Annotated in this window: 22 protein-coding genes; 10 read left to right on the top strand and 12 right to left on the bottom strand. The window is 73.0% G+C overall.

Translation table 11 applies throughout. The features are described from left to right. Positions 1-2: 2 nt before the first annotated feature. Together M0M48_RS01650 and M0M48_RS01645 are read right to left on the bottom strand one after the other, a co-directional pair. Complete coding sequence (locus M0M48_RS01650; protein ID WP_257754138.1) at positions 3-1,121, bottom strand: ABC transporter ATP-binding protein; 1,119 nt, start codon at positions 1,119-1,121, stop codon at positions 3-5. Then, positions 1,118-2,539, bottom strand: a complete 1,422-nt coding sequence (locus M0M48_RS01645; protein ID WP_257754137.1) for an NAD(P)/FAD-dependent oxidoreductase — start codon at positions 2,537-2,539, stop codon at positions 1,118-1,120. Before M0M48_RS01645 ends, M0M48_RS01650 begins: the two co-directional genes overlap by 4 nt. 83 nt (positions 2,540-2,622) lie before the next feature. Here M0M48_RS01645 and M0M48_RS01640 point away from each other — a divergent pair, with 83 nt between their 5' ends. Further along, positions 2,623-4,200, top strand: a complete 1,578-nt coding sequence (locus tag M0M48_RS01640; protein ID WP_257754136.1) for a PucR family transcriptional regulator — start codon at positions 2,623-2,625, stop codon at positions 4,198-4,200. A gap of 146 nt (positions 4,201-4,346) precedes the next feature. On the opposite strand, the gene M0M48_RS01635 is transcribed toward M0M48_RS01640, so the two are convergent. Continuing rightward, a complete protein-coding gene (locus tag M0M48_RS01635) occupies positions 4,347-5,639 on the bottom strand; it encodes a thymidine phosphorylase (RefSeq protein WP_215816542.1) in 1,293 nt (430 codons plus the stop codon). Between the two features lie 37 nt (positions 5,640-5,676). On the opposite strand from M0M48_RS01635, the gene M0M48_RS01630 reads away from it, so the two are divergent. After that, complete coding sequence (locus M0M48_RS01630) at positions 5,677-6,801, top strand: glycosyltransferase family 39 protein (protein ID WP_257754135.1); 1,125 nt, start codon at positions 5,677-5,679, stop codon at positions 6,799-6,801. Here the strand turns inward: M0M48_RS01630 and M0M48_RS01625 are convergent. Continuing rightward, entirely contained in the window at positions 6,789-7,211 is a 423-nt protein-coding gene (locus M0M48_RS01625; protein ID WP_257754134.1) for a cytidine deaminase, read from the bottom strand. The two genes, M0M48_RS01630 and M0M48_RS01625, sit on opposite strands and share 13 nt — an antisense overlap. 200 nt (positions 7,212-7,411) lie before the next feature. Here M0M48_RS01625 and M0M48_RS01620 point away from each other — a divergent pair, with 200 nt between their 5' ends. The 4 genes from M0M48_RS01620 (at position 7,412) to M0M48_RS01605 (ending at position 12,731) form a co-directional block, all read left to right on the top strand. Next, positions 7,412-8,494, top strand: coding sequence for a BMP family lipoprotein (locus M0M48_RS01620; RefSeq protein ID WP_257754133.1), 1,083 nt, complete (start codon positions 7,412-7,414; stop codon positions 8,492-8,494). 132 nt (positions 8,495-8,626) lie between these two features. Further along, the gene (locus M0M48_RS01615; RefSeq protein ID WP_215816545.1) at positions 8,627-10,141 is read left to right on the top strand and encodes an ABC transporter ATP-binding protein; all 1,515 of its coding nucleotides are present in this window, start codon (positions 8,627-8,629) and stop codon (positions 10,139-10,141) included. Beyond that, positions 10,138-11,448 carry an ABC transporter permease gene (locus M0M48_RS01610; RefSeq protein ID WP_257754132.1) on the top strand — a complete coding sequence of 437 codons (1,311 nt, stop codon included), beginning with the start codon at positions 10,138-10,140 and terminating at the stop codon, positions 11,446-11,448. The genes M0M48_RS01615 and M0M48_RS01610 overlap by 4 nt, the downstream gene beginning before the upstream one ends. After that, entirely contained in the window at positions 11,445-12,731 is a 1,287-nt protein-coding gene (locus M0M48_RS01605; protein WP_215816547.1) for an ABC transporter permease, read from the top strand. Before M0M48_RS01610 ends, M0M48_RS01605 begins: the two co-directional genes overlap by 4 nt. Here M0M48_RS01605 and M0M48_RS01600 read toward each other — a convergent pair. Next, the gene (locus M0M48_RS01600) at positions 12,716-13,714 is read right to left on the bottom strand and encodes a LacI family DNA-binding transcriptional regulator (protein WP_257754131.1); all 999 of its coding nucleotides are present in this window, start codon (positions 13,712-13,714) and stop codon (positions 12,716-12,718) included. The two genes, M0M48_RS01605 and M0M48_RS01600, sit on opposite strands and share 16 nt — an antisense overlap. A gap of 63 nt (positions 13,715-13,777) precedes the next feature. Between M0M48_RS01600 and M0M48_RS01595 the strand changes: the two genes are divergently transcribed. Continuing rightward, a complete protein-coding gene (locus tag M0M48_RS01595) occupies positions 13,778-15,571 on the top strand; it encodes an amidohydrolase (protein ID WP_257754130.1) in 1,794 nt (597 codons plus the stop codon). A gap of 9 nt (positions 15,572-15,580) precedes the next feature. Here the strand turns inward: M0M48_RS01595 and M0M48_RS01590 are convergent, their stop codons facing one another. From M0M48_RS01590 to M0M48_RS01565, 6 genes are all read right to left on the bottom strand, one after another. Continuing rightward, entirely contained in the window at positions 15,581-16,078 is a 498-nt protein-coding gene (locus M0M48_RS01590; RefSeq protein ID WP_257754129.1) for a DUF3060 domain-containing protein, read from the bottom strand. 37 nt (positions 16,079-16,115) lie between these two features. Beyond that, complete coding sequence (locus M0M48_RS01585; protein WP_257754128.1) at positions 16,116-17,315, bottom strand: amidohydrolase; 1,200 nt, start codon at positions 17,313-17,315, stop codon at positions 16,116-16,118. A gap of 81 nt (positions 17,316-17,396) precedes the next feature. Next, positions 17,397-18,443 carry a ScyD/ScyE family protein gene (locus tag M0M48_RS01580; RefSeq protein ID WP_257754127.1) on the bottom strand — a complete coding sequence of 349 codons (1,047 nt, stop codon included), beginning with the start codon at positions 18,441-18,443 and terminating at the stop codon, positions 17,397-17,399. A gap of 90 nt (positions 18,444-18,533) precedes the next feature. After that, on the bottom strand, positions 18,534-19,526 hold the full coding sequence (meaB, locus tag M0M48_RS01575; protein WP_257754126.1) for a methylmalonyl Co-A mutase-associated GTPase MeaB: 993 nt from the start codon (positions 19,524-19,526) through the stop codon (positions 18,534-18,536). Beyond that, the gene (gene scpA / locus M0M48_RS01570; protein WP_257754125.1) at positions 19,526-21,691 is read right to left on the bottom strand and encodes a methylmalonyl-CoA mutase; all 2,166 of its coding nucleotides are present in this window, start codon (positions 21,689-21,691) and stop codon (positions 19,526-19,528) included. The genes meaB and scpA overlap by 1 nt, the downstream gene beginning before the upstream one ends. A gap of 86 nt (positions 21,692-21,777) precedes the next feature. Continuing rightward, positions 21,778-23,502: a methylmalonyl-CoA mutase family protein gene (locus M0M48_RS01565; RefSeq protein ID WP_257754124.1), complete on the bottom strand. Its 1,725-nt coding sequence runs from the start codon at positions 23,500-23,502 to the stop codon at positions 21,778-21,780. Positions 23,503-23,584: 82 nt separating this feature from the next. Here M0M48_RS01565 and M0M48_RS01560 point away from each other — a divergent pair, with 82 nt between their 5' ends. The 3 genes from M0M48_RS01560 (at position 23,585) to M0M48_RS01550 (ending at position 25,529) form a co-directional block, all read left to right on the top strand. Further along, positions 23,585-23,998, top strand: a complete 414-nt coding sequence (locus M0M48_RS01560; protein ID WP_215816673.1) for a hypothetical protein — start codon at positions 23,585-23,587, stop codon at positions 23,996-23,998. Continuing rightward, positions 23,985-24,407, top strand: coding sequence for a hypothetical protein (locus M0M48_RS01555; RefSeq protein WP_257754123.1), 423 nt, complete (start codon positions 23,985-23,987; stop codon positions 24,405-24,407). Before M0M48_RS01560 ends, M0M48_RS01555 begins: the two co-directional genes overlap by 14 nt. A 63-nt stretch (positions 24,408-24,470) precedes the next feature. Beyond that, positions 24,471-25,529, top strand: coding sequence for a glycosyltransferase (locus M0M48_RS01550; RefSeq protein ID WP_257754122.1), 1,059 nt, complete (start codon positions 24,471-24,473; stop codon positions 25,527-25,529). On the opposite strand, the gene M0M48_RS01545 is transcribed toward M0M48_RS01550, so the two are convergent. After that, positions 25,499-26,089, bottom strand: a complete 591-nt coding sequence (locus tag M0M48_RS01545) for a TetR/AcrR family transcriptional regulator (RefSeq protein WP_257754121.1) — start codon at positions 26,087-26,089, stop codon at positions 25,499-25,501. The two genes, M0M48_RS01550 and M0M48_RS01545, sit on opposite strands and share 31 nt — an antisense overlap. Positions 26,090-26,115: the final 26 nt, after the last annotated feature.

Genomic DNA, 26,115 nt, shown 5'->3' with positions numbered 1-26,115 from the left:
CCTCAACGGTCCTCCCCGGCGGGGAAGACGAGCACGGAGTCGGGCGCCCACGAGCACCAGACCGGGTCGCCGACGCTGACGTCGGCGGCGTCGCGGACCGGGGTCCGGGCGAACACCTCCTTGCCGTCGGCGCCGATCACGACGTACTGGATCTCGCCGCCGAGGAAGGACGTGCCCACGAGCCGGCCGGCGATCTTGTTGGCCGGCTGGTCCGGCTCCCCGGCACTCACCCGGACCGCCTCGGCGCGCAGGGCGACGCGCAGCCCGTCCCCCACGGCGTACGACGCCAGGGCGGCCGCGGGCGGCGCGAACCGGGTCGCCTCGCTCGCCACGACCCCGCCCTCGCGCAGCGTGGCGTCGGCGAAGTTCTGGGTGCCGATGAACGACGCGACGAACGCGCTGCCGGGCCGCTCGTAGACCTCCTGCGGCGTACCGACCTGCTCGATCCGCCCGGACTTCATGACGACGATCCGGTCGCTCATCACCAGCGCCTCGCCCTGGTCGTGGGTGACGAACACGAAGGTGATGCCGACTTCACGTTGCAGCAGCTTGAGCTCGACCTGCATCCGCTCGCGCAGCTGCCGGTCGAGCGCCGAGAGCGGCTCGTCGAGGAGCAGCACATCGGGCCGGTTGACGATGGCGCGCGCGATCGCGACGCGCTGCTGCTGGCCGCCGGAGAGCTTGCGGGGCGGGCGGTGCGCGAACTCCTCCATCCGCACCAGGCGCAGCGCCTCCTTGACCCGGCCGGCGATCTCGGCGCGCGGCGTACGGCGCTGACGCAGGCCGTAGGCGACGTTCTGGGCGACGCTCATGTGCGGGAACAGCGCGTAGGCCTGGAAGACCGTGTTGACCGTACGACGGTGCGGCGGCACGCCGACGACCGACGAGCCGGACAGCAGGATCTCCCCCGCGTCGGGCTCCTCGAAGCCGCCGATCATCCGCAGCAGCGTGGTCTTGCCGCAGCCCGACGGGCCGAGCAGCGAGAGGAACTCCCCCTGCGCGATGTCGAGGTCGAGGCCGTCGACCGCGCGCTGCGTGCCGAACTCCTTGACGATGCCGCGCAGCGAGATGACGGGCACCGTCGCGCCCGTAGGGGCGACGGTCTCGGTGGTGACGGTCATGAGTCGAACCCCAGTCCCAGTGCGTCGAGCGAGCGGAGCCATGCGTTGCGGCGGCCGCCGCGGTGGTCGGCCCGGTCGAGCGACCACCGGGTCGCCTGGATGCCGATCGAGGCGATCGGCTCGGGCGGGAACGGCATCGGCGCGCGGCGTACCATCGCGAGCCGCGTCCGCTCGGTGTCGAGCCCGGCGAGGCGGTCGAGCATCACCTCGGCGGCGAACCGGGTGGCGCCGACGCCGAGGCCGGTGAAGCCGGCCGCGTGCGCGACCCGGCCGCCCATCGCCAGCCCGAAGAACGCGCAGAACCGGGTGGAGGTGTCGATCGCACCGGCCCACTGGTGGCTGAAGCGCAGCCCCTCCAGCTGGGGGAAGGTCGTCAGGAAGTGCTCGGCCAGGCGGCGGTAGGTCTCCGGCCGGTGCTCGTACTCGGGGCGCACCTTGCGGCCGTAGTGGTAGATCGCGTCGTAGCCGCCCCAGAGGATCCGGTTGTCCCGGCTGATCCGGTAGTAGTGGAACTGGTTGGCCATGTCGCCGATGCCCTGCCGGCCCTCCCAGCCGACCGATGCCAGCTGGTCGGCGGTGAGCGGCTCGGTCATGAGCGCGTAGTCGTAGACCGGCACCGTGTGCATCCGGTAGCGCGCCAGCAGGCTCGGGAAGACGTTGGTCGCCAGCGCCACGCGCTGCGCGGAGATCGTGCCGCGGGGCGTGCGCACCCGGACCGGACCGCTGCGCCCGCCGCCGTCGATGCCCGTGGCGCGGGTGTGCTCGAAGATCTCGACGCCGAGGTCGCTCGCGACCCGGGCCAGCTCGACGGCGAGCTTGGCCGGGTGCACCATCGCGACGTCCGGGTCGAGCACGCCGGCCAGGTACGTCGGGCTGTCGACCATCCGGCGCAGCGCGTCGGCCTCGATCACCTCGGCGCCGCTCTCGCGCAGCTCAGCGACCTGGTGGGGCTCGATCGCGACGTCCAGCTCGCCGGTGCGCTCGTAGTCGCAGTCGATGCCGAGGTCGCGCACCGTCGCCTCGATCGCGTCGAGGTTGGCCAGGCCGAGCCGCTCGAGCTCGTCGTACTCGTCGGGCCAGCGGCTGCGCCCGTTCTCCTCGCCGTGGGTGATGCTGGCCGCGCAGAAGCCGCCGTTGCGGCCCGACGCCGCCCAGCCGACCTGCTCGGCCTCGATGAGCACCACCCGGCGGCCGGGCTCGCGCTGCTTGGCGACGAGCGCCGTCCACAGGCCGCAGTAGCCGCCGCCCACGACGAGCAGGTCGGTGTCGGCCGCGCCGCTCAGCGCCGGGTAGGGGACCCGGCCGGGCACGTCCTCCAACCAGAAGCAGGCGTCGCGGACCTGCGCGAGCGCGTGGTCGACCGCGGCGCGCGGTGCCGGGGTGCGGGAGAAGACGGTTCCGGGCGCGGATGGTGGCACCCGCTCACCTTTGCCAAGAGTGGCACGTCGTGCCTAGGTACGACCTGTCACGATCTCGGAGCCCGTCGTTACACTCCGTCACCATGCTGCCCAGCCTGCGCACGATCGTCGCCTCCCCCGCCGTGCAGCAGGGCCGACCCGAGGTGCTCGCCGGACGGGACCGGCTCGACCGCGGCGTCCGCTGGGTGCACGTGGTCGAGATCGCGGACCTGTCCGGGCTGCTCACCGGCGGCGAGCTCATCCTGTCCACCGGGCTGCCGCTGAGCGGCGGCGGTGCCGCCGCGTTCGTCGACGGCCTGGTCCGCGCCGACGCCGCGGGCCTGGTCGTCGAGCTGAGCGCCGGGCTGCCCGTCGTACCGGAGGCGGCGGTGGCGGCGGCCCGGGCGGCCGACCTGCCGCTGATCGCGCTGCACGCCGAGGTCCGCTTCCTCGACATCACCGAGGAGGTGCACCGCGCGATCGTCGCCGAGCAGTACGCCTTCGTGGAGTTCGCCCGCTCGACCCACGAGACGTTCACCGCGCTCAGCCTCGAGCGCGCCGACGCACCCCGCATCGTCACCGCGGCCGCCGACCTGTGCGGGCTCTCGGTGGTCCTCGAGGACCTGTCCCGCCGGGTGCTGGCCTACGCCGCGCGCGGGCGCCCCGCCGCGAGCCTGCTCGCCCGCTGGGAGGAGCGCTCGCGCCAGGCGGCGTCGCTGCCCGACACCGGAGTGAGCGGGCCCGAGGGGTGGCTCACCGCGCCGGTCGGCGGGCAGAGCGGCACGTGGGCGCGGCTCGTCGTACCTCATCCGGGGGCGGAGCCGGACCTGCTCACCATGGTCCTCGAACGCGCCGCCCAGGCTCTCGAGCTCGGCCGGATGGCCGAGCGGGACCGGGCCGGCCTGGTCACCTCGGCCCACGGCGGCCTGCTCACCGAGCTGTCCCTGGGCCGGATCGCTGCGGAGACCGAGGCCGCGGCGCGCGCGGGCGCGCTCGGACTGCCCGAGGCGACGGCGTACCTGCCGCTGGTGGTGCACCGGGTCGGCTCCCCCACCGAGGACCCGGTCGCGCGCCACGACCGCACCCGCCGGGTCGTCGAGCAGGTCGTCGAGGCTGCTGCCCGCGCCCACTGCCCCGCCCTGGTCGGCAGCCTGCGGCTGGACCAGGTCGGCGTGCTCGCGGCCGTCGGCCGGGCCGATCCCGAGCAGCTGCTCGACCGGCTGACGGCGCCGCTGTCGGAGGACCTGGTGGTCGGTGTCGGCGACCTCGCGGCCGGCGTACTGACGGCGGGGGCGTCGCTCGCCCTCGCCGGACACGTCGCCGAGGTCGCCGCGGCCCTGCGCCGTCCGGGACGCCGGTGGTTCCGCAACACCGACGTCCGCCTCCACGGCCTCGTCGCCCTGCTGCACGACGACCCCCGGGTCCAGGCCTTCACCGAGGCCGAGCTCGGCCCCCTCCTCGCCCACGACGGCGCCCGCGGCACCGACCTGGTCGGCCTGCTCCGCCAGTACATCGCCGCCGGAGGCAACAAGACCCGCCTCGCCGACAGCGCCCACCGCAGCCGCCCCGCCGTCTACAAGCAGCTCGCCCGGATCGAGGAGGTCCTCGGCATCGACCTCACCTCCCCCGACTCCTTCCTCGCCCTCGGCGTCGCCCTCATGGCCTACGACCGCGGCCGCTAACCCCGCCGAAGTAGCACGTTCCGGCGGGCGAAGGAGCGCGTTCCGTCGGGCCAAGTGACGCGAACCGGCGCCCGAGACGTCGTACGACGAAACCTCGGCCGCCGGTTCGTGCTCCTTCGCCCGCCGGTTCGTGCCCCTTCGCGGGGTCAGCTGACCCGGTCGATGACGAGCGGGCTCGGCGTGTACGACGTCCCGGGGGCGGCGATGTCGTAGCCGCCCTCGAGCGAGGCCAGGGCCCGCTCGAAGCGCTCCGGGGTGTCGGTGTGGAGGGTGAAGAGCGGCTGGCCGGCGGTGACCGGGTCACCGGGGCGGGCGTGCCAGACGACGCCGGCGCCGGCCTGCACCGGGTCCTCCTTGCGCTCGCGTCCGGCGCCGAGGCGCCAGGCGGCGACGCCGACGGACAGGGCGTCGAGGCGGGTGAGGACGCCGTCGGACGGGGCGGTGACGACGTGCTGCTCGCGCGCCACGGGCAGCGGGGCGGAGGGGTCGCCGCCCTGGGCGGAGATCATCGCGCGCCAGGCGTCCATGGCGGAGCCGTCGGCGAGCTTGGCGGCCGGGTCGATGTCGTCGCGGCCGGCTCCGGCGAGCATCTCGCGGGCCAGGGCCAGGGTCAGCTCGACGACATCGGCGGGACCGCCGCCGGCCAGCACCTCGACCGACTCGGCGACCTCGATCGCGTTGCCGGCGGTGTAGCCCAGCGGGGTCTGCATGTCGGTGAGGAGCGCGACCGTGCGGACGCCGGCGTCGGTGCCGAGCGCGACCATCACCTCGGCGAGCTCGCGCGCCTTGTCGACGTCCTTCATGAAGGCGCCGCTGCCGACCTTGACGTCGAGGACGAGCGCGCCGGTGCCCTCGGCGATCTTCTTGCTCATGATCGACGAGGCGATCAGGGGGATCGCCTCGACGGTGCCGGTCACGTCGCGCAGGGCGTAGAGCTTCTTGTCGGCCGGCGCCAGGCCGTCGCCGGCCGCGCAGATCACGGCGCCGACGGACTCGAGCTGGGCCATCATCTCGTCGTTGGAGAGCAGCGCTCGCCAGCCGGGGATCGACTCGAGCTTGTCGAGGGTGCCGCCGGTGTGGCCCAGGCCCCGCCCCGACAGCTGCGGTACGGCGACCCCGCACGCCGCGACCAGCGGAGCCAGCGGCAGCGTGATCTTGTCACCGACGCCGCCGGTGGAGTGCTTGTCGGCGGTGGGCCGGCTGAGCGAGGAGAAGTCCATCCGGACGCCCGAGGCGATCATCGCCGCGGTCCAGTCCGCGATCTCGCGACGGTCCATGCCGTTGAGCAGGATCGCCATCAGGAGGGAGGACATCTGCTCGTCGGCCACCGCGCCCTGGGTGTAGCGGTCCACCATCCAGTCGATCTGGCTGGTGGAGAGTGTGTGGCCGTCGCGCTTGGTGAGGATCACCTCGACGGCGTCGTGGTTGCCGACTGTCATGCACGCACCCTAGTCGGCCGCAGGTAGGGTCCGGCCCATGCTCCGGTCCGCACCTCTCGACCGCCGCGGGTTGCTGGGGGCGATCGGGCTGTTCGTGGCCCTGCGCGGCCTGTGCGTGGCCGTCCTGGCGGTCTTCGCCGCGGACCGCGACGCGTCGCTCCTCCGGATCCTCGGCCGCTCCGACGCCAGCTGGTACGCCGGCGTGGTCACCCGCGGCTACGACACGGCGATCCCGCTCGCCGCCGACGGCAGCCTGCTGCCGACGAACCTCGCGTTCTTCCCCCTCTTCCCCGGCCTGGTCGCCGTGGTCGACCCGGTGCTGCCCGGCGGCGCGGGGACGGCCGGGATCGTGGTCGCCTGGCTGTGCGGCATCGGCGCGGCCGCCGGGATCTACGCCGTCGGCGCGCACGTGCGGGGCCGTCGTACGGGCGTGCTGCTGGCCGGCCTGTGGGCGGTCCTCCCCCACGGCGTGGTGCTGTCGATGGGCTACACCGAGCCGCTGTTCACCGGCCTCGCCGCGTGGACCCTCTGGGCGCTGCTGCGCCGGAGCTGGGTCGCCGCCGGCGCGCTGTGCCTCCTCGCCGGGCTGACCCGCCCGACCGCGGCCGCGCTGGTCGCCACGGTCGGCCTGTGTGCCCTCGTCGCCGTCGTGCGCCGCGAGGACGGCTGGCGGCCCTGGGTCGCCGGCGCGCTGGCCCCGCTGGGCCTGCTGGGCTACATCGCCTGGGTCGGGCAGCGCCTGGGCAGCGCCGACGCCTACTTCCGGGTCCAGAACGACGCCTGGAAGATGTCGTACGACGCCGGCGGCTTCACGCTCACCACCACCCGCGACCTGCTCACCCAGCAGGGCGCGCTCGCCTACTACGTCACCGCGGCGGTGGTGCTGGTAGCGATCGGCCTGCTCGTCGTGCTCGCCACCGACCAGGTGCCGTGGCCGCTCGTGGTCTTCGCCGGGATCGTCGTCGCGCTGACCTTCTTCGGCGCCGGCTACTACCACGCCAAGGCGCGCCTGCTCCTGCCCGCGTTCCCGCTGCTCCTGCCGGTGGCGGCGGGGCTCGCGGCCGCGCGCCGCACGGTGCTGGTGGTCGTGCTGAGCGTGCTGACCGCGATCAGCGCCGGCTACGGCGTCTACCTGACGCTGGCCTGGCGCTACTCGCCCTGAGTCGCGCCCTGAGCCGCGCCTTGGACCACGCTCAGGTCGTCGGGACCGAACGCCTGCGGCAGGACCGCGTCCATCCCGAGCACGCCCTGGGGCGTGAGCACCTCGAGCCCGGCGCCGCCGTTCTCCCAGAGCAGCTGGCGGCAGCGGCCGCACGGCATGATCACGTCGCCGACGCCGTTGACGCACACGAAGTGGGTCAGCCGCCCGCCCCCGCTGGCGTGCAGGCTGGAGACCAGGCCGCACTCAGCGCACAGCGTGACGCCGTAGGCGGCGTTCTCGACGTTGCAGCCCACGACGAGGCGGCCGTCGTCGGCGAGCGCGGCCGCGCCCACCCGGTAGCCGGAGTACGGCGCGTAGGCGCGCGCCGCGATGTCGATCGCGGCCTGCTTCAGGGAGTCCCAGTCCACCACGCCGCCACCGTAGGCCACGACGCCTCAGCGCGCGAGGATCTTGCGCCACGGCCTGCCGGGACGATAAATGTCCCAAGTTGGTAACCGTTTCGACGAATGCGCTTCCCGCGGAGCGCCTGGTGAGCCAGGATGCACCTTCGGAGTATCAGCACACCCCCTTTGCCCTGCCACGTTGCCGGGCGTCGACCTGGAGGACATCTGTGAAGACCTGGAAGAGGACGTCGGCCGTCGCGGCCCTGGCGATCATGGCGAGCGCGGCGCTGACCGCTTGTGGCGACGCCCCCGAGAAGAGCGCCGACAAGAAGAGCGACTTCCTTCCCTGCATCCTGTCCGACGCCGGTGGCTTCGACGACAAGTCGTTCAACCAGCTGAGCTACGAGGGCGTGAAGGAGGCGGCCAAGGAGCTCAACAGCGACTACAAGGAGTTCGAGTCCAAGAACGAGAACGACTACGCGCCGGCTCTCGACCAGTTCGTCAACCAGGGCTGCGACGCGATCGTCACGGTCGGCTTCGCGCTCTCCGCGGCCACCGTCGAGTCGGCCAAGGCCAACCCGAAGATCGAGTACATCCTGATCGACGACGCGGCGGACAACGACTTCGACGGCAAGAAGGACGCCGACAACATCAAGCCGATCCTCTACAACACCGCGCAGGCGGCGTTCCTGGCCGGCTACGCGGCGGCGGACTACACCAAGACCAAGGTCGTCGGCACCTACGGTGGTCAGCCCTTCCCGACCGTCACCATCTTCATGGACGGCTTCAAGCAGGGCATCGACTACTACAACAAGGAGAAGGGCAAGGGCGTCAAGCTCGTCGGCTGGGAGGGCAACGACAAGGGCGTCTTCACCGGTGGCTTCGACGCCAACGAGAAGGCGACCAACACCGCCAAGCAGATCCTCGACCAGAACGCCGACGTGATCCTGCCGGTCGGCGGCCCGATCTACCAGGGCGCGCTCACCGCGATCAAGGACTCCGGCAAGGACATCGCGATGGTCGGCGTCGACGCGGACTTCTACGAGACCGACCCCAACACCCGCAACGTCATCTTCACCTCGATCCTCAAGAACATGAAGACCTCGACCATCGAGGCCGTCGTGGCGGCGGGCAAGGGCAACTTCGACCCCGAGGCCTACATCGGGACGCTCGAGAACGACGGAGTCGGCATCGCGCCGTTCCACAACTTCGAGAGCAAGATCAGCCCGGACCTGCAGGGTGAGCTCGACACCGTCAAGGCGGGCATCATCGACGGCAGCATCCCGGTGAGCTCCTACCTCACCAAGTAAGCACCCCACCTGCGGCGACGCAGCGCCCGGGGGAGGTCGGCCTGGCGCCGACCTCCCCCGGACTGCGTTCCCCGGGCGCGTACCATCCCCATCCCTGGCATCGCACACGTCTCCTCGGAGAGGATCGCCACCATGACGCTCGAGCTTCGAGGCATCACCAAGCGCTTCGGTCCCCTGGTCGCCAACGACCGCATCTCGCTGACGGTCAACGCCGGCGAGATCCACGCCCTCCTGGGCGAGAACGGCGCGGGCAAGTCCACGCTGATGAACGTCCTCTACGGCCTCTACCAGGCCGACGAGGGCGAGATCCTCCTCGACGGGGAGCCGCTGAAGATGTCCGGCCCCGGCGATGCCATGGCCGCCGGCATCGGCATGGTTCACCAGCACTTCATGCTGGTCCCCGTCTTCACCGTCGCCGAGAACGTCATGCTCGGCAACGAGGCGACCGGCTTCGCCGGGACCCTCGACCTCGACGCCGCCCGCCGCCGGGTGCGCGAGATCTCCGAGCGCTTCGGGTTCGAGGTCGACCCCGACGCGCTCGTCGAGCACCTCCCCGTGGGCGTGCAGCAGCGCGTCGAGATCATCAAGGCGCTCTCCCGCGACGCCCGGGTCCTGGTCTTCGACGAGCCGACGGCCGTGCTGACGCCCCAGGAGACCGACGAGCTCATGGAGATCATGCGCCAGCTCCGCGAGTCGGGCACCGCCATCGTCTTCATCAGCCACAAGCTGCGCGAGGTCCGCGCGATCGCCGACCGGATCACCGTGATCCGGCGCGGTGCCGTCGTCGGCGAGGCCTCCCCCACCGCGTCCAACGCCGAGCTGGCCGCGCTCATGGTCGGCCGCCCGGTCGAGCTGACCGTGCACAAGGAGCCGGCCCAGCCCGGCCCCGACGCGCTCGTCGTGCGCGACCTGCGCGTCACCGACGACACCGGCCACGTCCACGTCGACGGGCTCAGCTTCGCGATCGCCCGCGGCGAGGTGCTCGGCGTCGCCGGCGTCCAGGGCAACGGCCAGACCGAGCTGACCGAGGCGATCCTGGGCCTCCAGAGCCACGTGCACGGCTCGATCACTCTCGACGGCGTCGAGCTGGTCGGCCGCTCGGTCCGCAAGGTCCTCGACGCCGGCGTGGGCTTCGTCCCCGAGGACCGCCAGGTCGACGGCCTGGTCGGCGGCTTCACGATCGCCGAGAACCTCATGCTCAACCGCAGCCACGGCGCGCCGTTCGTCGCGGCCGGCACCGTGCGCCGCGGTTTCCTCGACAAGTTCGCCCAGGAGAAGCTCGTCGAGTACGACGTACGCGCCTCCGGCATCCAGGCCAAGGCCAGCCAGCTCTCCGGCGGCAACCAGCAGAAGGTCGTCGTCGCCCGCGAGCTCTCCCGCGACCTGCGCCTCCTGGTCGCCGCCCAGCCGACCCGCGGCGTCGACGTCGGCTCCATCGAGTTCATCCACAAACAAGTCGTCGCCACCCGCGACACCGGCGTCCCGGTGCTGCTGGTCTCGACCGAGCTGGACGAGATCGTCGCCCTCTCGGACCGGATCATGGTCCTCTACCGCGGCCAGATCGTCGGCATCGTCCCGGCGGACACCCCGCGCGAGACCCTCGGCCTGATGATGGCCGGCGAACGACCCGAAGGGATCGGCGAGTGAGCACGAACGACGAGAACCAGCCCGTGGCCGAGAACCCCGAGAACCCCGAGCAGCCCGAGAACCCCCAGCAACCCGAGAACCCCGAGGCCACCCCCGAGGCGCCCGAGGTCGCAGAGGCCTCCGAGAGCCGCTCGCCGCGCGAGCGGGGCCGCTTCGACGGCGTCCTGCGCGAGATCGCCACCGGCAACGCCCTGGTCGCCGTGCTGTCGGTCTTCCTGGCGATGGTCATCGGCTCGCTGATGATCCTGCTCACCGACCAGAACGTGCGCGACACGCTGTCCTACATCGGCTCGCGCCCCGGCGACTTCTTCAACGCGGTGGGCACCTCGATCACCGACGCCTACACCGCGCTGTTCCGGGGGGCGATCTACAACACCAACGTCGAGGGCTTCGAGCTCCGGATCCGGCCGCTCACCGAGACCCTCAAGTTCGCCGCGCCGCTGATCCTGGCCGGCCTCGGCGTGGGCCTGGCGTTCCGCGCCGGCATGTTCAACATCGGTGGCCGCGGCCAGATGCTGCTCGCCGGCACCGCCGCCGGCTGGGTCGGCGTGGGCATGGACCTGCCGATGGCCGTGCACCTGCCGCTGGCCGTCGTCGCCGGCGCCCTGGCCGGCGCCCTGTGGGCCGGCATCGCGGGCTTCCTCAAGGCCCAGAGCGGCGCCCACGAGGTGATCGTCACGATCATGCTCAACTACGTCGGCTACTACCTGGTCTTCTACGTGCTCTCCAAGCAGGGCCTGCTCCAGGCGCCCGGCTCGCTCAACCCCAAGTCCAAGCCGATGCCCGAGTCGGTCATCCTGCCCAAGCTGCTCGGCGACCGGTTCAGCCTGCACCTCGGCTTCGTCATCGCGCTCGTCGCGGTCGGCTTCACCTGGTGGCTGCTCAACAAGTCCGCGCTCGGCTTCCGCTTCCGCGCCGTCGGCGAGAACCCCGACGCCGCCCGGGCCTCCGGCATCAACGTGGGACGCACCTACATCACGGTGATGCTCATCGCCGGCGGTCTCGTCGGCCTGGCCGGCGTCAACCAGATCCTCGGTACGGCGACCAGCGGCGTCACCGTCGACATGGACGCCGGCATCGGCTTCGACGCCATCACCGTCGCCCTGCTCGGCCGTTCCCGACCTCTGGGCATCCTGGCCGCCGGCCTGCTGTTCGGCGCCCTCAAGGCCGGAGGCTTCTCGATGGCCGCCGCCGAGGGCATCCCGGTCGAGATCGTCCTGGTCATCCAGTCCCTGATCGTCCTCTTCATCGCCGCTCCCCCGTTGGTGCGAGCTATCTTCCGCCTGCCGAAGGAGGCGACGGCATGAGCACCACCATCGACGCTCCGGTCCCGGCCGCGGCCGAGCCGACCGCGCTGCCCCTCCGGACGCTGCTCAAGGCGCCGATCCTGCTGGGCGTGGTGACCGTCGCGGTCGCCCTGCTCATCGTGCTCAAGGCCCGCTCGGGCGACACCGGCTTCCGGCTCGCCACCGACACCGACTTCTTCGACCTGCCCGAGATCACGGTCCCGTCGACCGGCACGGTCGCCGCGGTCGTGGCCCTGCTCGCCGTCTGCACGGCGGTCTCGGCCTTCCTGGTGAGCCGCGGACGCCGTACGCCGCTGTGGCTGATCGCGATCTTCTCGGTGCTCGCGATGACCGGCTTCCTGGCCTGGGCCGCGGCCGGCCAGACCGTCCCGGTCGTGGGCCTGCTGGGCGGCTCGATCGCGCTCGCCGTGCCGCTGGTGTTCGGCGCGCTCGGCGGCGTCCTCGGCGAGCGGGCCGGCGTGGTCAACATCGCCATCGACGGCCAGCTGCTGTTCGGCGCCTTCGCGGCCGCCATGTTCGGCACCATCGTCGGCTCGCCCTGGGGCGGCCTGGTCGCGGCGATGCTCGCCGGCGCCCTGGTCGCGCTGGTGCTGGGCTTCTTCGCGATCAACTACTTCGTCGACCAGGTCATCGTCGGCGTCGTGCTCAACGTGCTGGTGATCGGCCTGACGAGCTTCCTGTTCAGCCAGGTGCTCGCCGACAACCCGACCAAGCTCAACGCCCCCGAGCACTTCTCGCGGCTCCCGATCCCCGTGCTCGGCGACCTGCCGGTGATCGGTCCGGTGCTCTTCCGCCAGACGATCCTCGTCTACCTCATGTACGCCGCCGTGGTGGTCGTCGCCTGGGCGCTCTACCGCACCAAGTGGGGCCTGCGCGTGCGCGCCGTCGGCGAGCACCCCAAGGCCGCCGACACGGTGGGCATCAAGGTCAACCGGACCCGCTACACCACGCTGCTCATCGCCGGCCTGATCGCGGGCGCGGGCGGGGCGACGTACACGCTGGTCTCGGTGCCGCAGTTCGGCCAGGAGATGACCGACGGCGCGGGCTACATCGCGCTCGCCGCCGTCATCTTCGGCCGCTGGGACCCGGTCCGCGCGACGCTGGCGGCGCTGCTCTTCGGCTTCGCCTCGAACCTGTCGGGCGTGCTGTCGGTGCTCGGCTCGCCGGTGCCCAGCCAGTTCATGCTGATGCTGCCCTACGTGGTCACGATCGTCGCGGTCGCCGGTCTGGTCGGTGCCTCGCGGGCGCCGGCCGCCGACGGCGTCCCCTACCGCAAGGGCTGAGTCGAGGCGCGCACGTCGAGGCGGACCGGGAGGTCCGCCTCGGCGGTGCCCTCGCCCGTCTCGATCGCGCCGACGAGCGCGGTCACCGCGCGGGTCGCGGCCTCGACCGGTAGCAGCGAGAGCGTGGTGACCGGCGGCGCCGTCCACGCGTACGCCGGGTCCTCGCTCGCCGTGACGACCAGGACGTCGTCCGGCACCCGCAGGCCCAGCTCGCGCGCGGCGGCGAGCACGCCCCGGCCGCAGCCGTCGAAGATCCCGTGCACCGCGTCGGCGCCGCCCTCGAGCAGCGCTCGGGCCGCCCGGCGGCCCTCCGGGTCGTCGTGGGAGATGCAGCCGATCCGGGGCTGCGCAACACGAGCGGTGTAGGCCGCCACACAGGCACGGGTGTAGGCGTCGGAGCTGTCCCCGGCCAGCAGCGCGACCCGGGTCGCGCCCTGGGCGGCGAGGTGGTCGAGCACCATCGCGATCGCCTGCTCGTGGTCGTTGTCGACCCAGGAGTCGCGCGCGTGCGGCTGGTCCGGGCGCCCGTCGAAGGCGACCGGGATGCGCCGCTCGCGCAGCACCGCGACCGCCGGGTCGTCCTCGGGTGAGTCCATGAGCACGACGCCGTCGACCTGGACGTCCCACCAGCCGTCGGCGTCGAGCCCGGCCGGGAGCAGCACCAGGGCGTAGCCGTGCTGGTGGGCCACCGAGGTCGCCGCCGCGATGGCCTGGGCGTAGTAGGACACCGACGCGACGTCCCAGGCGACCGCGCCGTAGGTCGTCACGGCAAGGCCGATCGCGCCGGCCCGGCCGGTGCGCAATGCCCGCCCCGCCGGGTTGGGCCGGTAGCCGAGCCGGGCGGCGGCCTCGCGGACCCGGCGCCGGGTGGCCTCGGAGGCCCGGCCGGTCGCGTTGAGCGCGTTGGACACGGTCGCGGTCGACACGCCCGCCTCGCGGGCGACGTCGGCGATCGTCACGCTGCCGGGCCGGGGCACACTCACGGCGCCGACCCTACGCGTCCGGACCCCTTGTGGTTAATGCATTAATCACTCAGGCTCACCGGCATGCGCATCCGGACCACCCTCACCGCCGCGGCCCTGGCCCTCGCGGTCACCCTCCCGGTCGCGGGCACCGCGGCCTCCCCCGCCACCGCCACCGGCAGCACCGGCGCCGGCACCGGCGCCCGTGCCGACCTCGTGCTCCGCCACGGCGCGGTCGAGACCGGGACCGGCCGGCGCGCCCAGGCCGTCGCCGTGCGCGACGGCCGGATCGTCTACGTCGGCTCCGACGCCGGGGTCCGGCGCTTCATCGGCCGCGCCACCGAGGTCGTCGACCTGCGCGGGCGCACCCTGATGCCGGGCTTCCAGGACGGCCACGCGCACCTGTCGCCCCAGCTCCCGACCTGCGACCTGGAGTACGCCTTCCTCACCGTCGCCGAGACCCGGGCCCGGATCCAGGACTGCCTCGACGCCGAGCCCGGCAAGGGCCCGAACGACTGGCTGAGCGTCGTCAACTGGGACCTGCCCGGCATGAAGCCCGCCGGCACCGTGCCCTCGAAGGCACTGCTCGACGCGCTCGACACCGACCGGCCGATCTTCGTGTTCTCCGACGACGGCCACAACGCGCTCACCAACAGCCGCGGCCTCGCCGTCGCCGGCATCACCAAGGACACGCCGGACCCGAAGGGCGGCGTGATCGTCCGCGATCCCGCCGGGGAGCCCACCGGCTACCTCAAGGAGGACACGGCGATCGGCCTGGTGACCTCGAAGATCCCGCCGGCTCCGCTGGCCGAGCGGGTGGAGGGGCTGCGCCGCACCCTCGCCTACGTCACCGCGCGCGGCCTGACGGCGTACCAGCCGCAGCTGCTCGAGGAGAGCGACCTGCAGGCGTGGAAGTACCTCGCCGACCGGCACGAGCTCCCCGGCCGGGTGCGCGCCTCGCTCGCCCTCGACGCCAACGAGGCCTATGCCGACCTGCCCGGCACGCTGCGCGAGCTGCGCCGGCTCAAGCGGACCTACGAGGGGCCGGGCTTCAAGATCACCACGGTGGGCGAGATCTTCGCCGACGGGGTCATCGAGTACCCCAACCAGACCGCGCGCCTGCTGGCGCCGTACCGGGTCAAGAACAAGCACGGCAAGTGGGTCCCCGGCCCGACCAAGGGCCCGCTGCGGGTGCCGCAGGCGCACCTCAACCGGGTCGTCGCCGCGCTCGACAAGGCCGGCTGGCAGGTGCACATCCACGCGATCGGCGACGGCGCGGCCCGCGAGGCGCTCAACGCGTTCGCCTATGCCCGCCGGCACAACGACAACCGCCGGATCCCCGGGATCATCGCGCACGACCAGCTCGTCGCGCCCTCCGACTACGCCCGGTTCCGCCGGCTCAACGTGGTCGCCGCGATCTCGACCGAGTGGGCCGAGAAGGACCCGTACACGATGGACGCGCTCAAGCCCTACATCGGCGTCGAGCGCTGGAAGCGGATGTACCCCTGGCGCTCGATGCTGCGCGCCGGCGCCCGGCTCGCCAACGGCTCCGACTTCCCGGTCCAGGACCTCAACCCGATGGCCCAGCTCCAGGTCGCGGTGACCCGGGTGGCGCCCGAGACCAACGGCGTACGGCGCTACGAGGGCCCGCTCAACGCGCGGGAGCGGATCAGCCTGACCGACGCCATCCGGATCCACACCGCCGACACCGCCTACCTGCTGGGCCTCCAGCGCCGCACGGGCACGCTGGCGGTGGGCAAGCAGCTCGACGCGATCATCCTGTCGGGCGACCTGCGCCGCACGCCGATCCGCAAGGTGCGCACGCTGCAGGTCCGGGCGACGTACGTCGGCGGGGTGCTCCGGGCCGGGCGGCCCTGAGCGCCGGGCTCAGCGCACCCGCTTGTGCACCCGGATCACGTTGTTGGCACCGCGCACCTTGACCGACGTCTTGCCGGCCTTGACCCGCACCACGTTGTTGGCGCCGCGCACGACGACCTTGCGGAGCTTGCGGAAGACGACCTTGTTGTTGGCACCCTTGATCTTGACCGTGGTGCCGGTGCGAGCGGTGACGGCGGAGTTGGCGGCCTTGACGAGGACCGGGCCGAGCGCGCCCGAGGCGACGACGCGGGTGTTGCTGCCGGTGATCGTCAGGCTCGTGGCGCTGGCGAGGGTGACGGTGACATTGCTGCCGGTGACCCGGACGTCGCGGCAGGCGCCGCTGAGCGTGTAGACCTCGGTGCTCTCGGTGAGGGTCACCGGGCCGGTGCTGCAGTCGACCGCGACAGCGGCGCGGGCCGGCGTCGGGACGCCGAGGGTGAGGCCCGCGACGAGGGCGGCGGGAGCGAGGGTGGCGAGGGCGCGGGTGGCGCGCGAGGACGCGGTCATGGGTGGATTCCTTCCGAGCAAGGGGTCGGACGAAACCCTAGTTCGACGTCGTGAGCGCGTTGACGGCCACCCCGGCCATCATCCGCGCACCGAAGCCGACCGCGGCCTCGTCGGCCTCGAAGTCGCCCTGGTGCAGGTCGTAGCGCGGGCCGCCCGGCGTCCGGGTGCCGAGGCGGAACATCGCGCCGGGGACGTGCTCGAGGTACCACCCGAAGTCCTCGCCGCCGAGGCTCTGCTCGACCTCGGTGCGGTGGTGCAGGCCGAGCAGGTCGTCGGCGGCCGAGGCGATCATCGCGACGCTGAGCCGGTCGTTGACCACGGGCGGCACGCCCTGGAGGTAGTCGACGGTCGCGGTGACGCCGTAGGGGCGGACGATGTCGAGCACGGCCTCGCGGACCACGGCCTCGCACGCGGCCCAGGCCTCGGCGTCGAGGATCCGGACGGTGCCGCTGGCGATGCCGCGGTCGGGGATGACGTTGGCGGCCGAGCCGGCCTGGAGCATCCCCCACACGACGCTGACGCCGGCGCGCGGATCCATCCGCCGGCTCAGGACGGCGGGCAGCTCGCTGGTGATCTTGGCCAGCGCGAACGTCAGGTCGCCGGTCAGGTGCGGGCGCGAGGTGTGCCCGCCGTTGCCCTCGAGGCGGACGTCGATCCGGTCGGCGGCACTGGTGATCGGGCCCGAGCGCAGGCCGACGGCGCCGACGTCGACCGACGGGTCGCAGTGGAGCGCGAAGATCCGGTCGACGCCCTCGAGCGCGCCGTGGTTGATGAGGTGCTGGGCACCGCCGGGCATGACCTCCTCGGCCGGCTGGAACAGCAGCCGCACCCGCCCCGGCAGCAGCCCCTGGGCGTGGAGCTCGCCGAGCGCGTGCCCCGCGCCGACCAGGGCGGAGGTGTGCACGTCGTGGCCGCACGCGTGTGCGACGCCCTCGACGGTGCTGCGCCAGGCCTGCGCGCTGAGGTCGGGGACCGGCAGGGCGTCGAGGTCGGCGCGCAACGCGACCGTGGTCGGGCCCTGGCCGAGGTCGGCGACGACCCCGCTGCGCGGCATCCGGGTGACCTGCCAGCCGGCGCGCTCCAGGTGGTCGACCACCCGGTCGCAGGTGCGCTGCTCGGACCACGACAGCTCGGGGTTGCGGTGCAGGTCGCGGCGCAGCTCCACCAGCTCGTCGTCGTGCTTCTCGACGACGGCGGCGACCAGGCCGAGCAGGCCTGCGGCATCACGACGTTCCACGGGCCCAACCTACGCCGTACGACGCGACGGGCGGGCGCCCGACCTCAGGTCGGACGCCCGCCCGGTGTCGTGGGAGGCCGCTCAGCGCTTGTACTTGACGACCTTGCCGGCCGGGACGTCGCCCGGCTGGCCGCTGAGACCGGTCAGCACGTTCTCGGTGACGTAGAGCTTCTTGCCGACCACCTCGACCGCCGAGGGCAGTGCGGTCCGCACGAAGGTGCGCTTCTTGCCCTTCGGGGTGATCCGGGTGACCTTGCCGCCGAACAGCTCGGAGACGTAGATGTTGCCGTCGTCGGCGACGCCGACACCCGTGGCGCTCACGAAGCCGGTGGCGATGCGCTTGAGCTTGTTCTTGGCGAGGTTGACCCGGAACAGCGAGCCGGGCACCGAGCCGTCCTCGGGGCCGCCGGGCAGACCGGTGACGTAGAGCTTGCCGTCGGCGACCTCGACGTCGGTGGGCACGCCCTCGAAGCGGAACCTCTTGCCCAGCGAGCACTCCGGGAACCCGGCGTTCTCGACCATGCCCTGGGTGATCGTCGCCTCGACGGGCGGCAGGACGGCGACCGTGCGGACCTTGCCGTCGCGGATCCGGTAGACGGCGTTCGAAGCGGCGTCGGCGACGTAGACGACGCCCTTGTCGACCGCGGTGGCATAGGGGTGCGACTCGACGATGCCGTTGTACTTCGCCGGCGGCGGGGCGCCCTCGCCGGTCGGCCACGCCGCGGCGCACTCGGGCGTGATGCCCACGGCGCCGTAGGTGTAGGCCCGGTCGGGGTTCTTGGCGGCCTCGTAGGCGCCGAGGTCGGCGAGCGTGCGGACCTTGCCGGCCGCCGTCCGCTTCATCACCAAGCTGTTGACGATGAAGTAGACGGCCTTGCCCTCGGTCGAGACACCACCCACCTCGCCCTGGGCGGTGTAGACCACCTTGGCCGCCTTGCCGGGCTTCTTCACCAGCAGCTTCCCGGCGAAGTTCTCGGTGTAGTAGACGTGGCCCTTGTCGTTGACGGCGACGCTCAGCGGGGACAGGAGCCCCTGGGCGACGGGCTTTCCGGGCGCGGGAGCCGCGGCCTGGGCGGGGGCGAGCACGGAACCGGTGACCGCGGCGGCGACGCCGGCGGCCAGGAGCATGCGGACAGAACGTGAATCAGTCTGGGGGGGGATTCATGCCGGAGAGCCTCACCCGAGGCCGCGCGGACTGTCCGGCGAACGCCGCGAATTTTACGGTTGATCGGCGTCGTAGGCCGCGAGCAGGCGGTCGGCGGCCAGCGGGGCGGTCAGTTCTCCTGCGAGGACCGCGGAGCGTATGTCACCCTGGACCGATCTGACCGCCGCGTTGTGGCGCAGCCGCTGGTCGAGCTCGTCGCGCACGAGCGCCCACGTGAAGTCGAGCTGCTGCTCGGCGCGCTTGCGCGCGACCCCCTCGGCACCGAGGTGGTCGCGGTGCATCAGCACCTGCTGCCAGACCTCGTCGACGCGCGCGCCGGTGAGCCCGGAGCAGGTCACCACCGGGGGCGCCCACTCGGAGTGCCCGCGGACCAGGCGCAGCGCGCCGGCCAGCTCCCGGGCCGCGACCCGGGCCTCCTGCTCGCGCGCGGGGTCCTCGGGGTCGGCCTTGTTGACCGCGATCACGTCGGCCAGCTCGAGGATGCCCTTCTTGATGCCCTGGAGCTGGTCGCCGGTGCGGGCGAGGGTGAGGAAGAGGAAGGTGTCGACCATGCCGGCCACGGTCACCTCGGACTGGCCCACGCCGACGGTCTCGACCAGGACGACGTCGTACCCGCCGGCCTCGAGGACCGCCATCGCCTGGGTGGTCGCGCGCGCGACCCCGCCGAGGGTGCCCGCCGACGGCGAGGGCCGGATGAACGCGTTCGGGTCGGCGGCCAGCGTGGCCATCCGGGTCTTGTCACCGAGCACCGAGCCGCCGGTGCGCACCGAGGACGGGTCGACGGCGAGGACGCCGACCTTGTGCCCGGCCGCGGTGAGCTGGACCCCGAGCGACTCGATGAAGGTCGACTTGCCGACGCCGGGGACGCCGGAGATGCCGACCCGCACCGCGGGCGTCGTACCGGCGGCGTCGGTGGCGAGCGCGGTCAGGAGCGTCCGCGCCGCCGCCCGGTGCCGGGGCGCGGTCGACTCGACGAGCGTGATGGCCCGAGCCATCTGGGCGCGGTTGCCCGCGCGCAGCCCGTCGAGCAGCCGCTCGACGTCCATCAGTGGTCGAGCTCGGCGCGGAGCTTGGCCAGCAGGTCCAGCGCGGACTCGGCGATCACCGTGCCGGGCAGGAACACCGCCGCGGCACCCATGTCCTTGAGGGTCGGTACGTCGTCCGGCGGGATGACGCCTCCGATGACGACCATGATGTCGTCGCGGCCCTGCGCGGCCAGCGCGCTCTTGAGCGCCGGGAGCAGGGTGAGGTGACCGGCGGCCAGCGACGAGACCCCGACGATGTGGACGTCGGCGTCGATCGCCTGCTGCGCGACCTCCTCGGGCGTGGAGAACAGCGGGCCCACGTCGACGTCGAAGCCGAGGTCGGCGAAGGCCGACACGACGACCTTCTGGCCGCGGTCGTGGCCGTCCTGGCCCATCTTGGCGACCAGGATGCGGGGCCGGCGGCCCTCCGCCTCGGCGAACTCGTCGGTGGCGGTGCGGGCCTGGGCGACGAGCGAGTCGCCCTCGCCGTCGTTGGCCAGGTTGGCCTCGTCGCGGTACACGCCGCTGATGGTACGGATGACGGCCTGGTGCCGGCCGTAGACCTTCTCCATCGCGTCGGAGATCTCGCCGACCGTCGCCTTGGCGCGGGCGGCCGAGACGGCCAGGTCGAGCAGGTTGCCGTCGCCGCTCTCGGCGCTGCGGGTCAGCGCGTGCAGCGCGGCCTCGACGTCGGTGCCGTTGCGCTCGGCGCGCAGCCGCTCCAGCTTGGCGACCTGCTGGCGGTAGACCTCGTCGTTGTCGACCTTGAGCACCTCGAGCGGGTCCTCGGCCGGCAGCCGGAAGGTGTTGACGCCGATGACCTTCTGCGAGCCCGAGTCGATCCGCGCCTGGGTCCGGGCGGCGGCCTCCTCGATGCGCATCTTCGGGATGCCCTGCTCGATCGCGGCGGCCATGCCGCCGGCGGCCTCGGCCTCCTGGATGTGCGCCCACGCCCGCTCGGCGAGGTCGTGGGTGAGCTTCTCGACGTAGTACGAGCCGGCCCAGGGGTCGATCGTCTGGGTCGTACCCGACTCCTGCTGGAGCAGGAGCTGGGTGTTGCGGGCGATGCGCGCGGAGAAGTCGGTCGGCAGCGCGATCGCCTCGTCCAGCGCGTTGGTGTGCAGCGACTGGGTGTGGCCCTGGGTCGCGGCCATCGCCTCGATCGCCGTGCGGCCGACGTTGTTGAACACGTCCTGCGCGGTCAGCGACCAGCCCGAGGTCTGGCTGTGGGTGCGCAGCGAGAGCGACTTGGGGTTCTGCGGGTCGAACTGGCGCACCAGCCGGCTCCACAGCGCCCGGGCCGCGCGCATCTTGGCGACCTCCATGTAGAAGTTCATGCCGATCGCCCAGAAGAACGACAGCCGCGGCGCGAACTGGTCGATGGTCAGGCCCGACTCGAGGCCGGCGCGGATGTACTCCACCCCGTCGGCGAGCGTGTAGGCGAGCTCGAGGTCGGCGGTCGCCCCGGCCTCCTGCATGTGGTAGCCGGAGATCGAGATCGAGTTGAAGCGCGGCATCCGCTGGCTGGTGAAGGCGAAGATGTCGGAGATGATCCGCATCGACGGCGCCGGCGGGTAGATGTAGGTGTTGCGGACCATGAACTCCTTGAGGATGTCGTTCTGGATGGTCCCGCTGAGCTGCTCCGGCTTCACCCCCTGCTCCTCGGCCGCGGCGATGTAGAGCGCGAGGACGGGCAGCACGGCGCCGTTCATCGTCATCGACACCGACATCTGGTCGAGCGGGATGCCGTCGAACAGGGTCCGGGTGTCGTAGATCGAGTCGATCGCCACGCCCGCCATGCCGACGTCACCGCGCACCCGCGGGTGGTCGGAGTCGTAGCCGCGGTGGGTGGCCAGGTCGAAGGCGACCGAGAGGCCCTTCTGGCCGGCCGCGAGGTTGCGGCGGTAGAAGGCGTTGGACTCCTCGGCGGTGGAGAAGCCGGCGTACTGGCGGATGGTCCACGGCTGGGTCGTGTACATCGTCGGGTACGGCCCGCGCAGGAACGGGCTCAGGCCCGGGAAGGTGTCGAGCGCGTCGAGGCCGGCGACGTCGGCCGGACCGTAGGACGTCTGGACGTCGATGCCCTCGGGGCTGCGCCACGGCTCGCCGGCCGGGACGGACGGCGCGGCCGCCGCGGTTCCGTCGGAGGCCAGCGGGAGACCCGCGAAGCTCTTCGGAATGCTCATGCGAGTGCCTGCGCTCGCTTCGCTCCCGCCGCTCCCGCGCTCGCGGCCAACGCCGCCGAGCTCGTTCCTCGCTCCGTCGTTGTCGCTCACTTGATCGCCTCCCGCGTGCGGTTGAGGAACGCGAGCGCGTCGACACCCATCGCCGCGCTGTCGTCGGTGAAGTCCACGGCCTTGCCCGCGATGATCACGCGGGTCGCGCCGGCGGCGCGCAGGGCCTCGGCGGCCGCCGTGCCCCACTCGTCGTAGGCCGCGTCGGTGCCGGCCAGGCACACGACGCGCTGCCCGGCGTACGCCGCGACGAGCTCGTCGACGCCCGCGGTCGGGCCCGCGACCTCGACCGCGATGCCGCCGGCCGCGAACAGGTTGCTGACGAACGTGGCCCGGGCGGTGTGCTGGGCGACGGTGCCGAGGGTGGCCAGGAAGACCGGTGCCGCGGCGGGCTCGTCGCGCAGCGCCTCGAACGAGGCGCCGTAGCGGCGGACCCGGTCGTTGAGCGGGTCCGCGGCGCGCTCGGGCAGCGTCTCGGTGAGGTTCGGGAACTCGCTGACCCCGGTCAGCGGGAGCTTGCGGCGGGCGATGTCGGTCTCGCGCCGCTCGACCACGGCCGCGATGCGGGCCCGGAACGGGTCGAAGTCGTGGCCGCTCTCCCACTCGGTCTCGAGCTGCTGGAACTCCGCCCAGCCGGCCGCGGCCAGGTCGGCGGTGAGCTGCTCGACGGCGTACGCACCGCCGGCGGGGTCGGCGACCGCGGCGACGTGGGACTCGTCGATGAGCAGGTGGTTGACGTTGCGCGCGATCCGGCGGCCGAAGCCGTCGGGACGGCCGTTGGCGCTGTCGAAGGGCAGCACGGTGACCGCGTCGGCGCCGCCGACACCGGCGGCGAAGGCCGCCACGGTGCCGCGGAGCATGTTGACGTAGGGGTCGTACTTGCTGAGCATCGGCCGGCTGGTGACGGCGTGCTGGCGCTGCGCGACCGCGGTCTCGACGCCGCTGAGCTCGAGGACGCGGCTCCACAGGACGCGGGCCGCGCGGAGCTTGGCGATCGTCGGGAACTGCTCGTCGGTCGCGGCGTAGCGGAACTCGACCTGGTGCGCGGCGTCGGCCACGGACAGACCGTGGTCGGTCAGCCAGCGCAGGTAGGCCACGCCGACCGCGATCGACCAGCCGAGCTCCTGGGCGTCGCTCGCGCCGAGGTCGTGGGCCGCGGTCGCGTCGACGACGATCGCCCGGATGTCGTGCTGGTCGGCCTTGCGGGCCAGCGTCTGCAGCTCGGCGACCGCCTCGTCCACGGCGAGCGGGATCTCGCGCAACATGACGCCGAGCGGGTCGATCCCGAGGTTGCTGTCGGGGTGCTTGGCCCCGGGCAGCGCGAGGAACGCCTCGGCCACCGCGGTCGTCGCCGACGGCGCGTCGAGGACGACGGGCGCCAGGTCGAGCAGCACGTCCTTGAGCGTCGCCGCGACGTCGGTGCTCTCGTCGGCGCCGAGCCACAGGCTCGTCACGCCGCCGTCGAGGTCGACCAGCGCCGCCTCGTTGGCCGCCTTGGCGTCGGGGTCCGCGACCAGGCTGCGGATGTCCCAGGCGCCCTGGCGGGCCGGGCGTACGGCGCTCACGGCGCCACCGGGCAGGCCGAGCGGGGTCACGGCGATGCCGTCGAGGGTGGTGCGGGTCAGCTTGTCCCACACGGCGCTGTCGGGGTCGCTGTCGCCGAGCTTGCGCGTCTTGCGCAGCACGGCGGCGGTGGCGGCCTCCCATTCGGCGCGCGTGTGCGCGTCTTCGGGCTGCGCCAGCGTCAGGGGCGAGTCAGTCACGAGGGCCAAGCCTATCCGTGGCGAGGCCCTCGTCACCCTGGTGTGACAAATGTCCCGACCGAGCGAACGATAGGTTGCCCGCGTGAAGGTGCGTGATCCGCAGGGGCGGACCTGGCGGGTGACCCGCCGGTGGGTGCCGTGGCGGCTGCGCCGCCGCAAGGTCGACCCGGACCTGCTGGTCGGGGGCGACGACCCGATCAGCTGCCTCGTGGTGTTCGTCGTCGGCCTGGTCGTCCTCCCCCTGCTGCTCATCGTGGTGGTCTTCGCGCTCGAGGCGCTCCTGCTCGCCCTGCTGCTGCCCGTCGTCGCCCTCGCCCGCGTCTGGTTCGGCCGGTCGTGGTGGGTCGAGGCGCGGATCGGCTTCCGGCCGCACTGGGAGGAGGAGGCCGGCGACTGGGCCGCCAGCCGGCTCCGGATCCACGCCCTCGCCCGGTCGATCGAGAACGGGGACGCGCCGCCGGCGAACCTCTACGCTTCCCCGCGTGAAGGTGCGTGACCCCGAGGGCCAGACCTGGCGCGTGACCCGCCGGTGGGTGCCGTGGCGCCGCCGGCTCAAGGGCGTGGACGCCGACGCGGGCCCGCTCGACTGGGGCAACGGGCTCGGCGACGACCCGATCAGCGCCGTGCTGGCGATCATCCTGCTGATCATCGCGCTGCCGTTCATCCTGCTGGGGCTGTTCGTCGCGCTGGAGTTCCTGCTGCTGCTCCTGCTGGTCCCGTTCGCGACGCTGGTCCGGGTCGCGTTCGGCGCGCACTGGACGATCGAGGCCCGGCGCGGCTTCAGCATCTGGTGGGACGCTCCCTCGGGCAGCTGGGGCGAGAGCGGCCGGCGGATCCAGGACGTCGCCCGGGCGATCGAGGAGGGCGACCTGCCGCCGCGCACCGTGGCACCCAAGGACGCCTGAGCGTTCACCGCCCGGCCACCCGGACGGTGAGGTCGCGCCATGTCCGCGGCCCACCGTGGAGGCATGCGGATCGTCCTGGCCACCGAGTCCTTCTACCCGGCCGTCGACAGCACCACGACCACGCTCAAGGCGACCGTCGACCGGCTGGTCGACCGCGGGCACGCCGTCCGGATCCTCGCGCCGGGGCCCGGGCTCACGACCTACCGCGGGTGCGATGTCGTCCGGGTGCGGCCGCTGGAGCCGACCGGGGCGCAGGTGCGCGAGGCCGTCGAGAGCTTCGCGCCCGACCTGGTCCAGGCCCACTCGCCGCGGGCGGTGGGGCGCAAGGCGCTCAAGCACGCCGCGCGCGCCGGCGTACCGACGCTGGCGGTGGAGCAGTCCCCCGTGCTCGACCTCGCCGCGGACTACTGGCGCGCCAAGGTCGCCGAGCGCGCCGACCGGGTGGTCGTCACCTCGCCGTGGATGGTCGAGCGGGCCGCCGAGCTCGGCGTCGACGCCGGCCTCTGGGAGCCCGGGGTCGATCCGCTGGCCTTCTCCCCCACGCTGCGCGACCCGTGGCTGCACCGCTCGTGGTCCAAGGCCAAGTCCTCGCAGACCGGGGACGGCAAGGTCGTCGTCGGCTACGTCGGCGGCCTCCACAAGCCCGCCGGCGTACGCCGCCTGGCCGCGCTCGCCGACGTCCCCGGCATCCGGGTCGTGGTGATCGGCGCCGGTCCCGACCGCGAGTGGCTCGCCCGCCGCCTGCCCCACGCCCGCTTCACCGGTCCGCTCGCGATCGGCGACCTGACCGTCGCGCTGCCCACCCTGGACGTCCTGGTCCACCCGGGCGAGCACGAGACCGACTGCCACGCCCTGCGCGAGGCGGGCGCCTCCGGCGTCCCCGTCGTCGCGCCGCGCGCGGGCGGCGCGCCGAGCGTCGTCGCACACCTGGAGACCGGCGTCCTCTACGACCCGGCCGACCCGCGCGACCTGGCCCGCGCCGTGGCCGCGGTCGCGGCGGACCCGCGCCGCGGGCTGCTCGGCGCGGCCGGGCGGGAGCGGGCGCTGCGGCGTACCTGGACCGAAGCGGTGGACGAGCTGGTCGCCGCCGCCTACCCGGAGCCGGCGCCGGTCGTCGCCTGAGCCCCGAACGCCGCCAGCCACGCCCCGAGCACCGCCTTCTCCAGCGCCGGCCGGTCGCGCAGCACACCACCGACGGCGAGTCCGCGCAGCAGCGACAGGAGGCCGTCGGCGAACACCTCCAGGCGCTCGTCGCCGAGGTCCCCGACCAGCGCCTGCAGCGGCTCGCGCAGCCGGCGGCCGAGCTCGCGCGCGCCGGGCCGCAGCGCCTCGCGCAGCTCGCGGTCGGTGCGGGCGGCGACCCACAGCTCGAGCCCCGCGACGTACGTCGGGCGGCGGGTCACCTCGTGCAGCACCTCGATCAGCGCGGCCGGTCCGGCGCCGGCGGTCGCCTCCTGGATCTCCGCGCCCTGGGCCTGGGCGACGTAGTCGACCGCGGCCACGGCGAGCTCGCGCATCGAGGCGAAGTGGTGGGTCAGCGCGCCGCGGGTGACGCCCGCCTGGGTCTGGACCCGCTGCATGGTCAGGCCGGCGTACCCGTGCCCGACCATGACCTCGACCGCCGCCGCCAGGATCTGCTCCCGGGTCCGCAGGGCACGTGATTGACGTCGGGCCGCTTCCACGGGCAGAATCCTCGCAGGCACAAAAC

Origin of the sequence: Pimelobacter simplex (assembly GCF_024662235.1) — a bacterium.
Classification (GTDB): Bacteria; Actinomycetota; Actinomycetes; order Propionibacteriales; family Nocardioidaceae; genus Nocardioides.
Note: the sequence above shows the minus strand (reverse complement) of the source record. Positions and strands in the feature narration are given on the sequence as shown.

Bases quoted from the DNA above. Each gene is read 5' to 3' on its own strand.
- M0M48_RS01650 (WP_257754138.1), bottom strand. From the start codon at position 1,121: ATGACCGTCACCACCGAGACCGTCGCCCCTACGGGCGCGACGGTGCCC.
- M0M48_RS01640 (WP_257754136.1), top strand. From the start codon at position 2,623: ATGCTGCCCAGCCTGCGCACGATCGTCGCCTCCCCCGCCGTGCAGCAG.
- M0M48_RS01635 (WP_215816542.1), bottom strand. From the start codon at position 5,639: ATGACAGTCGGCAACCACGACGCCGTCGAGGTGATCCTCACCAAGCGC.
- M0M48_RS01630 (WP_257754135.1), top strand. From the start codon at position 5,677: ATGCTCCGGTCCGCACCTCTCGACCGCCGCGGGTTGCTGGGGGCGATC.
- M0M48_RS01615 (WP_215816545.1), top strand. From the start codon at position 8,627: ATGACGCTCGAGCTTCGAGGCATCACCAAGCGCTTCGGTCCCCTGGTC.
- M0M48_RS01605 (WP_215816547.1), top strand. From the start codon at position 11,445: ATGAGCACCACCATCGACGCTCCGGTCCCGGCCGCGGCCGAGCCGACC.
- M0M48_RS01595 (WP_257754130.1), top strand. From the start codon at position 13,778: ATGCGCATCCGGACCACCCTCACCGCCGCGGCCCTGGCCCTCGCGGTC.
- M0M48_RS01590 (WP_257754129.1), bottom strand. From the start codon at position 16,078: ATGACCGCGTCCTCGCGCGCCACCCGCGCCCTCGCCACCCTCGCTCCC.
- M0M48_RS01580 (WP_257754127.1), bottom strand. From the start codon at position 18,443: ATGCTCCTGGCCGCCGGCGTCGCCGCCGCGGTCACCGGTTCCGTGCTC.
- meaB (WP_257754126.1), bottom strand. From the start codon at position 19,526: ATGGACGTCGAGCGGCTGCTCGACGGGCTGCGCGCGGGCAACCGCGCC.
- scpA (WP_257754125.1), bottom strand. From the start codon at position 21,691: ATGAGCATTCCGAAGAGCTTCGCGGGTCTCCCGCTGGCCTCCGACGGA.
- M0M48_RS01550 (WP_257754122.1), top strand. From the start codon at position 24,471: ATGCGGATCGTCCTGGCCACCGAGTCCTTCTACCCGGCCGTCGACAGC.